The organism is Moorena sp. SIO3H5, from assembly GCF_010692395.1.
Classification (GTDB): domain Bacteria; phylum Cyanobacteriota; class Cyanobacteriia; order Cyanobacteriales; family Coleofasciculaceae; genus Moorena.
This window is the reverse complement of sequence record NZ_JAAHHS010000389.1, coordinates 1-7089: the sequence shown is the minus strand read 5'-3', so window position 1 is coordinate 7089 and position 7089 is coordinate 1. Positions and strand designations below refer to the sequence as shown.

Annotated in this window: 6 protein-coding genes; 3 read left to right on the top strand and 3 right to left on the bottom strand. The window is 45.4% G+C overall.

Going from position 1 to position 7089, the window contains the following annotated elements; genetic code table 11:
* Window positions 1-252, top strand: a 252-nt coding sequence (locus F6K52_RS29120; RefSeq protein ID WP_293086931.1) for an NF038130 family PEP-CTERM protein, incomplete at its 5' end; no start/stop codon positions are given.
* Between the two features lie 179 nt (window positions 253-431).
* Here F6K52_RS29120 and F6K52_RS29115 read toward each other — a convergent pair.
* Window positions 432-1730 carry a dihydrolipoamide acetyltransferase family protein gene (locus tag F6K52_RS29115; RefSeq protein WP_293086928.1) on the bottom strand — a complete coding sequence of 433 codons (1299 nt, stop codon included), beginning with the start codon at window positions 1728-1730 and terminating at the stop codon, window positions 432-434.
* Between the two features lie 614 nt (window positions 1731-2344).
* Between F6K52_RS29115 and F6K52_RS29110 the strand changes: the two genes are divergently transcribed.
* Complete coding sequence (locus F6K52_RS29110; protein ID WP_293086925.1) at window positions 2345-3088, top strand: PEP-CTERM sorting domain-containing protein; 744 nt, start codon at window positions 2345-2347, stop codon at window positions 3086-3088.
* A gap of 167 nt (window positions 3089-3255) precedes the next feature.
* The gene (locus tag F6K52_RS29105) at window positions 3256-3738 is read left to right on the top strand and encodes a hypothetical protein (protein WP_293086922.1); all 483 of its coding nucleotides are present in this window, start codon (window positions 3256-3258) and stop codon (window positions 3736-3738) included.
* Between the two features lie 149 nt (window positions 3739-3887).
* On the opposite strand, the gene F6K52_RS29100 is transcribed toward F6K52_RS29105, so the two are convergent.
* Both F6K52_RS29100 and F6K52_RS29095 read right to left on the bottom strand, forming a co-directional pair.
* Entirely contained in the window at window positions 3888-4337 is a 450-nt protein-coding gene (locus F6K52_RS29100) for a YlqD family protein (protein ID WP_075897882.1), read from the bottom strand.
* A 146-nt stretch (window positions 4338-4483) separates the two neighbouring features.
* Window positions 4484-6466, bottom strand: a complete 1983-nt coding sequence (locus F6K52_RS29095) for an AMP-binding protein (protein WP_293086919.1) — start codon at window positions 6464-6466, stop codon at window positions 4484-4486.
* Window positions 6467-7089: the final 623 nt, after the last annotated feature.

Sequence of the window (7089 nt, the reverse complement as noted above, 5' to 3'; positions counted from 1 at the left end):
GAAATTGTCAAGGTTGACTACAATGGCGAAACTAAATACCTTTACGGTTTCGAGGGCATAGAATCTGGGCTGTTCAGCCGAGAAGATGGTATATCTCACGATGCCACCTACCAAGTGGCGTTGCTTGGTACTCCTCCAAAACCGTCTGGATCCGATCCACAACCTGTGCCTGAATCCTCTACTGTGCTTGGTCTAATCGCTGTGGCTGGTTTGTTTACTGCTGGAGGGAAACTGCGAAAAGCTAACTGTTAAGCGAAATAGTGAACAATTTTAGTGAGAGGGGCGCACAACCAACCGTGCGCCCCTTTCAGTGATTAAACATGAAAAACTAGCTTTAACGTAAGCAGTCAGCGGTCAGCAGTCAGCGGTCAGCTTAAAATAAACCTATCCAGGCCATAGGCCAAAGCTGATAGCTGGCTGGATGCTTACACTTAAAGAGTTAAGGATTGCGGATCAGTTTCAATCAACTTCGCCAAGTCTTGCAAGAACGCTGCCGCATCAGTACCATAGATAATCCGGTGGTCACAGGTAATATTGACTTGCATCTGACGCTTTACACCCATCATGCCGTCAGGGGTAGCTACTACCGTAGGACGGGATGCACCAATGGCCAAAATAGAACCCTGTCCTGGGGGCAAAATCGCATCAAACCGGTCTACACCAAACATTCCTAAATTGGATAGGGTGAAAGTACCGGAATTATATTCCTCTGGCTGCAACTGCTTAGTTCTGGCACGGTCTACTAAATCTTTCCAAGTCCGAGACAGAGAATAAATATCCAGCTGCTCCGCATGGCGCAATACTGGGGTAATCAACCCACCATCAGCCATTGCCACAGCCACAGCTACATTAATGGAACTGTGATACTGAATTCCCCGTTCGGTATAACTAGCATTGACCAAGGGATGCTTCTGCAAGGTAACCGCTACTGCCTTAGCCAGCAGCCCGGTCATGGTAACACCCTTAGGCTTGATTTTTTTGTATAACTTATCTAACTCATCGGTAGTGATGGTGTAACCAACCCTGAAGGTAGGCACTTGCAGGCTGACCATCATATTCCGCACCACTGCATTTTGCAAGGTATTGAAGGGCACCACTTCTCCGAGGGGTACAGCTGCAGGAGGAGTTGGCAGAGGTGCTGGGGTGGGAGTGGGCATTACAGCCGCTGTCGCGGGTGCTGCTGGGGTGGTGGTTGCTGGTGTCGGAGGAGTACTCACTTTACCTGCTGCTGCTTCCACATCCTCAGCCACAATCCTGCCATGGGGACCACTTCCTTTCAAGGTATTGAGATCAACCCGTAATTCCTTCGCTAGTTTACGAGCTCGGGGAGAAGCAATAATTCTGCCATTACGGCGGCTGGGAGTATCAGCAACTGCAGCAAGAGTTGTTTGTACCGGTTCTGGGGTTGAGGCCGTTGCTTGCTGAGCTGTTGCTGTGTCAGTTGCTGGTGTAGATTGGGCAGCTTGTTGTTTAGCTGCTTCAATTTCCGCTTCCGTTTCCGCAATCAGAGCAATCGGGGCTCCCACCGGAGCAGAGTCACCAGCTGATACCGTGATTGTGGCAAGATATCCTTCATAGAAGGACTCAACGTCCATATCAGCCTTATCCGACTCAACCACCACCACGGTTTCACCTTTTTCGACTTTGTCCCCGGGAGATTTTTCCCAGGAAACGATTTTGCCTTCGGTCATGGTTGAACTGAGGGCGGGCATGAAAACTTCGTGAATCATGGGGTGGTCTTCTAAATCAATTCTAGTGAGCTAGCAAAAACATTATGCCAGCTTGCATTGTAACTTGAATAAGCCCCAGAAAGCCATCGTACTGTGTAAAGAAACCATGAGCCAGAGGGCTTCCATGCTTTTCTACAATACGGATATCCTGTTTGTCCTAGGAATTAGGGATTAGGGGAGTGGGTAGCTACCAATCACTCTATACATGCTCATGGCTCTTATCTAGCAAAGGGAACAGGGAGTCGGGAGTCGGGAGTCGGGAACTTTTGATCAAAAATTCCCACAATCCATTATAGGTACCCTTGACTGCTGACAGGTTTGTCTTACGAGCTGGTTTAGTATAATCTTAAATCTTATCGATTTTGGGAGCAGAATGAAGGTCACTTTACTAAATCTTTAATTAACCGACTCACACATTGAAGAAATTACTTATTTATCCCAAAAAATGAAACTTATACCTAACATATAGGTTAATTTACCATAAAATAACTATAATCATATACTTATGCCCTGAATAGTAGATAGTAAGCGTTAATCAAAGTCATCAAAAAAAGATAATAAAATAAATAGATTTTAGCGCTACAATTCAGTCAGCATTGAGGGGTTTAAAAACCATGAAAAAGTTATCAACACTTACGCTCACAGCAGCTTTAGTTAGTTTGGGAACAGTAGGTGCTAATCCCGCTCTAGCTGATACATACTTACTGGATTTTGAAAAGGATGATGCTGGTAAAGTTCTCAAGGCGGGGACTAAAACAAATATTGGGAAGCAATGGGAAAAATGGGGTGTGAAGATAACCAGTAACACAGGGTCTAATCATCCCTTAAGGTTATTCAACAGCAATTGCGGACCTGATTTTGGGATTACATGTAGCGGTGGAGACGATGACTTAGCCACGGGAGCTTCCTTTGGTACGAAGCCACAGGGTAATGTTCTAATTATCAACGAGACTAAAAATGAAGAACCTGACGACTGGGCTGGCGGTGGCATCATTTCCTTTGTGTTTGATCAAGCCGTTTCTGTCGATTACGTCAAGCTTCTAGACATTGATGAGAGTCCGAAGAATAAAAACGGATATGTTAAAGCGTTTCTGGAGGATGGCACAAAAGTGAAAAAATCACTAAAACTTGGCACAGACAACTCCCTATCGACTTACGATTTCAGCGATCTTCCTGAGTATTCAGTGACCAAGTTAGATATTAAACTACCAGGAAGTGGTGCGGTTTCTGGCATCAAGTTTCGCGATTTCCCAGATCCTCCTAAGAGTTCTAAGAAAGTTCCCGAACCAACTTCGATATTGGGTCTGTTAATGTTGGGTGCTATGGGTGCCGGATCAGTGTTCAAGCGGCATAAATAATGCCATAACTAATGCCATTAGTAATTAGATAGACTTAGGCTAAGACGATCATGTTTTTTGTTGAGTGTTGAGTGTTAAGTATTGAGTGTTGAGTTTTAACCCTTGACGGTTGACTGTCAACAGCCGACAAGTTAGGTTGAATCCTATTGAATCAAACTTGGTATGAGATGCTTAACAAAAAACTTTCCTTGACCCTGCTTACAGGTATTATCCTATTCCTGAGTGCTTGCAATCTGATTAGCAAACCCCCTGCACCGAAACCAATTCAGTCTCCTGCTAATGTCCAGACTAAACGAGAAGACTATAAAGCCATTGACCTAGCCAATAAGGCAAAACCGGATCAACTGATTGGTGCCGATCCAGAAGCGATCGCATTATCTACCTTTGGTCAAAACCAATCAATGTTGATTGAAGGAAACTTTGATCAACAGGTCAAGGTAGATTATCCTAAACCTGATCAGGCGGTAGTCACCATCACTCAAACGGGTTTACCGGATGACTCTGTACGTGGCATCCGGTATCGTATTGAGTTATCCCCCAAGGAATCAGCCCAAACTGGCAAACAGTGGCAGGTGATGTGGGCTGGTCAACAGTTTACCTGTCGAGAGGGACGGGGTCATCAGGATTGGTCAACGGAATTTTGCCAGTAATGGCTGGATCAATGGCAAAGGGGTGAAAGACAATACAGAGATTGTTAAACACGGATAGACAGATAGTTGGTTATCTGTCTATCCGTGTCTATTGATCTGGTGTGATCTTTTCCTTAATCTGTAGCTATTAATTCAGCATTGACATCGTACTAAATATCACCGCGAATCTCTTGGATAACCCCATCCCGCAGCAGAATTTCTACGTTCATCTTTTTGACTAGGTTATCTCCCTCTTCCACCCTGAAGAAGCTTTCTAGCTGACCTTGACTAACTTCCTGGTCGAGTTCGAGGGTTTGAACTTGTTGTAGTTGCTGAAGTTGCTGGTTTTTCTGGTCTAGCAGTTCACTTTTCTTTTGATTGACCTGCATTTGAATGCTTTCAATTTGTTGGGATACCTGAGGACCAGGAGGATCCATGCTCTGCTTTTTAATCTCAGCGATCGCTTTTTGTCCCTGGATATCAATCTGTTGCAGTTGGCCGTCGATTTGGTTGATTTGATTTTGTAGTTGTTGCTGAACCTCTTCTTTCCATCGAGGGGTAACGATGGCTTTGATATTAATTGGCCGTTTTAAGAGTAAGTTTTTGTTAGAGTCGTCCATATGCGTTCCACTATCTAAGTTTGAGGGATTGAGAGTTTGACTGGTGATATTGCTCAATAATTCTTAAAAAGAAGATTGAGGTTCAGTCTCAAGGTTCGAGGCCCGCACCTCTAAACCTTCTAACGTTTTAACTTTCTTACCCTCGATTAAGCAAACATGGCGTCAATGATAGCGCGATAGCGTTCTCTGACTACAGGTCGTCGGATTTTAAAAGTTTGAGTCATCATGCCATTTTCCTGGGAAAACGGCTCTAGAATCAGCCTAAAGGTGCTAATGCGGTCATCTTGCCGATAACCTGGGCGATTTTGGACTTCTCGGTTTAATTCAGTCCGGTATAACCTCTGAACCTCTTTAGTAGCATTTAAATCAACATCTGGAGCAAATACGTCAAGGGAAAGATTTTGAGCCGCTGCCCACCCTTGCAAGGCATCCAAATTTGGTACTATTAAAGCACCACACGCCTTTTGGTCTTGACCTAGCAGGATAATCTGGTCAATGTAAGCACTACGCAAACAAGCATCTTCTATCGGTTGTGGCTCAATATTTTCCCCATTGGTGAGAACTATAGTATCTTTGGCTCTGCCAGTTAGGACTAAATCATTCTGGGGGGTAACCCAACCTAAATCCCCTGTATTAAACCACCGGTCTGAATCAATTGCCTTAGCGGTAGCTTCTGGTTTGTGATAATATTCCTGCATCACCTGTGGTCCTTTTACCATCACCAACCCTCGTTGACCTTGGGGTAAAGGCTGATGAGTATTAGGGTCAACAATCCGGATTTCAGTGTCTGGTAAAGGTGGTCCAGCACTAAAACGCAGGTTACGATACGAACGCCTAGCATTAGTAACGGGAGAGGTTTCGGTTAAACCATAGCCTACTAGGACTTCGACACCAATAATCTCAAAGAAGTTATCCAAGTGCCGAGCTAAGGAACCCCCACCACTAACGACTTGCTTGATTTCTCCCCCAGTGGCTTCCCGGACTTTTTGATAAACTAGTTTATTAGCCAATTGATGAACCGGCCATAAATAGGAAGCTTGCACTGTGGCCAATAGTTTTTGGACAGGTGTTGGATTTAAATTATCTAAGGTCAACCCCTGAGCAAGCCGCCGTGCATCAATGTAGCGTTGACTGTACCCTAGCAGGTTTTGGACTAATTTCTGCTTACCTTCCGGTTGCTCACGAAACTGCTTTTGCACCCCCTCATAAATAGATTCCCACAGTCGGGGTACTCCGACCATAAAGTTAGGTTTGAAGGTTTTAAGGTCTGTTTTGACATGGCGCAGGTTGGTGTAAATCTGGGTGCAACCCTGAGATAATAGAAAATACTCTGCTGAGCGTTCGTAGGCGTGCCAGGTAGGCAGGATAGAAAGAACGCGATTGCCTTTTTCGATTTCTATTACGGTACCAAGGGTGTTGACCTGATGCAGGAGATTACCATGGCTCAGCATCACCCCTTTGGGTTTACCTGTGGTACCAGACGTATACAGCAGAGTTGCCAAGGTTTCCCGGTTGTGGTTAGCTTTGGTAACAGACCGAGATGCCCCGGCTTCCATGAGTTGAGTATAGTTAACAATTTGTCGGGATGATCCGGTCGATACTGGTTGTTCTTCAGAAAGGAGAATCACCAATTCAATCGGTAGCCCATCCAAGCGATCGCCTAATTTTTCTAAAGTTTTAAGGTTTTCTAGCACTACAGCAGTGCTACCGCTATCTTCGATAATATAAAGCAATTCCTGGCGTTCTGCTTGACCTGAGCGCACCACATTTACTGCTCCTGCAGTCAGGATACCCTGATCGGCAACTAGCCATCGAGGAGAATTATCAGCAAATAACGCAATTCGGGTAGGAATACCCTTCTCATCCAGTGTTGGCTGGAAGCCTAGGGATTGTAATCCAGCCGCAAATTGCTCGATTTGCTCCTGCAACTGGGTATAGGTCAGGGTCGAAGCTGGAGCACCATGAGCTCCCACAGCGTGAGGGTCTTGCAGAGCAATGATTGACCCAAAGCGTTGGGCAGCAAGGGGCCAGATTTCTGGTATCGACTGTAGTGAAGAGTAATCAGCAACACGCCTGAGGTAAACTCTCTCTTGTTGTCTGACGCGTTCTGCATACTGGTTTTCCGACATTCATCAACTCCCTGATTGCTTCGGTAGCTCTTTCTACCATACTCTTATGCTCAGAGCTGATTGGCAGTGTTGAGTGGACACTATAGTTTCTGTCTTAGATGAAGGGGGTAGGGGAAAAACTGTCCCTTACTCATAGGGGTCTAATACCCCGCCTAAAAACTTTGTTTTAGGGGCAAACAAGTTTAGTAGTAGTCCAATCTACCAGTATAACTTGTCCCCACACCCGGTCACCCTACCCCATACCCCCCATTGAATACCCCAGCATCCTATGCCCTAAGCATGAGCGATCGCGTGGTAATCTCAGTAAAAATTCATGGTGTACTACTCGAAAAATTCATCTGGCATGAGTTTAATAGCATCTAAGGGTGAGGCAAGGTATTCTACCGTTGCTTGCCTGAAGACAAATTCGAACAAAAGCCTGCAACCGCCGTTAATTCCAAATCCCCTATTATCAGTCCCTTCGGGACAGGGGGTAGGGTGTAGGGGGTAGGGGGTAGGGGAAAAACTGTCCCTTACTCATAGGGGTCTAATACCCCGCCTAAAAACTTTGTTTAGGGGCAAACAAGTTTAGTAGTAGTCCAACCTACCAGTATAACTTGTCCCCACACCCCACCCCCTACCAC